This is a genomic window from Saccharospirillum sp. MSK14-1 (genome assembly GCF_003054965.1).
Classification (GTDB): Bacteria; Pseudomonadota; Gammaproteobacteria; order Pseudomonadales; family Natronospirillaceae; genus Saccharospirillum.
Window position 1 is genome coordinate 1 of the sequence record NZ_MIES01000039.1, and the last position, 1,321, is coordinate 1,321.

At 46.4% G+C, this 1,321-nt stretch carries 3 protein-coding genes; all 3 read left to right on the forward strand.

What is annotated here, in order from left to right; all coding sequences use genetic code 11:
* A partial coding sequence (locus BGP77_RS18090; protein ID WP_158269428.1) for a hypothetical protein occupies positions 1–217 on the forward strand: 217 nt, incomplete at its 5' end.
* A gap of 121 nt (positions 218–338) precedes the next feature.
* On the forward strand, positions 339–806 hold the full coding sequence (bfr, locus tag BGP77_RS17850) for a bacterioferritin (protein ID WP_108166141.1): 468 nt from the start codon (positions 339–341) through the stop codon (positions 804–806).
* Positions 807–817: 11 nt separating this feature from the next.
* Positions 818–1,285 (forward strand): bacterioferritin, encoded by a 468-nt coding sequence (gene bfr, locus BGP77_RS17855; protein ID WP_108166142.1) that lies wholly within the window; start codon positions 818–820, stop codon positions 1,283–1,285.
* The last annotated feature ends 36 nt before the right edge of the window (positions 1,286–1,321 follow it).

A 1,321-nucleotide genomic window follows, 5' to 3' on the forward strand; every position in this document is an offset into this window, starting at 1 on the left:
GGTTTACTCGCTACGCAAAGGCGGATATTTCAATGACCTTGATCCCTTTATCGATCAGGTCGAAGGTCAGCTCGATGGTAAGCCATTACTTACTTCGCTGGATCGCTGCTTGAAGCCACTGCGCGATGTCGCCAACAGTCCGATCTGCGCCGTGGATCTGTGGATGCAATCTGTTATCGATGTTCAGGGAAATCAGTCCGCCAGCGTCATCCACTAGCTCGCCCTACTTCCCCTTCAGCGCTAATGATAATCGTTCAAAATATTCGCGTGAGCTTTTTTTGCTCAGGGCTCCGGTTTGGACTAACCTTATCGCATAATAACGATAGGGAGTGCCAAAAATGAAAGGTGATAAGACAGTTATCGCGCACCTGAACAAAGTATTGATGCAGGAACTGACGTCCATTAATCAGTTCTTCTTACACGCTCGAATGTATAAAAATTGGGGACTGAATGCCCTCAATGAAAAATCCTACAAAAAATCCATTAAAGATATGAAACAGGCCGATGAGCTTATCGAGCGCATTCTGTTTCTCGAAGGACTGCCGAATTTGCAGGCATTGGGTAAGTTACGCATCGGCGAACATACCGAAGAGATGCTCGAATGCGACATGACTTTCCAGCTCGAACAATTAGACTTGTTACGTGAATCGATTGCATTGTCTGAAAAGGCCGGCGACTACGTGACCCGGGATATACTCGAAGAAATCCTTGAATACGAAGAAGAGCACGTTGACTGGATCGAAGCTCAGCAGTATCTGATCAGCAACACCGGAATTGAAAACTACTTACAATCGCAAATGGGTTAAGGGGATAACACATGAAAGGTCAGCAAAAAGTCATCGATGCGCTTAACGGATTACTCGCCCTCGAACTCACCGCCATGGATCAGTACTTCATCCATTCTGAGATGTACGCCGATTGGGGTATCAGCAAATTACATGAGCGTATTGCGCACGAGTTTGAAGATGAAAAGGGCCATGCCAAAGCGTTGATTGAACGTATGCTGTTTTTGGAAGGCATCCCCGACATGGTGTCTCGAATCCCGTTACGTATTGGCCAGGATGTACCTGCCATGCTCGATAATGACCTTCAGGTTGAGTACGAAGTGCAAAAAGCACTTGTTGACGCGATTAAGGTCTGTGAAGACGCTCAGGATTATCACAGTCGTGAAATCCTTGAAAAACTGCTCGATGATACCGAAGTCGATCACGCCTGGTGGCTCGAAAAGCAACTTGGTCTGATTAAGAAAATCGGTCTGCAAAACTATATTCAGTCTCAGTTGTAAATTCGTATCACCGACAGCGTGAGGTCACACGGCCTC

What these genes read in the sequence shown, in the direction of transcription:
- bfr (WP_108166141.1), top strand. Translation starts at nt 339, where the DNA reads ATGAAAGGTGATAAGACAGTTATCGCGCACCTGAACAAAGTATTGATG.
- bfr (WP_108166142.1), top strand. Translation starts at nt 818, where the DNA reads ATGAAAGGTCAGCAAAAAGTCATCGATGCGCTTAACGGATTACTCGCC.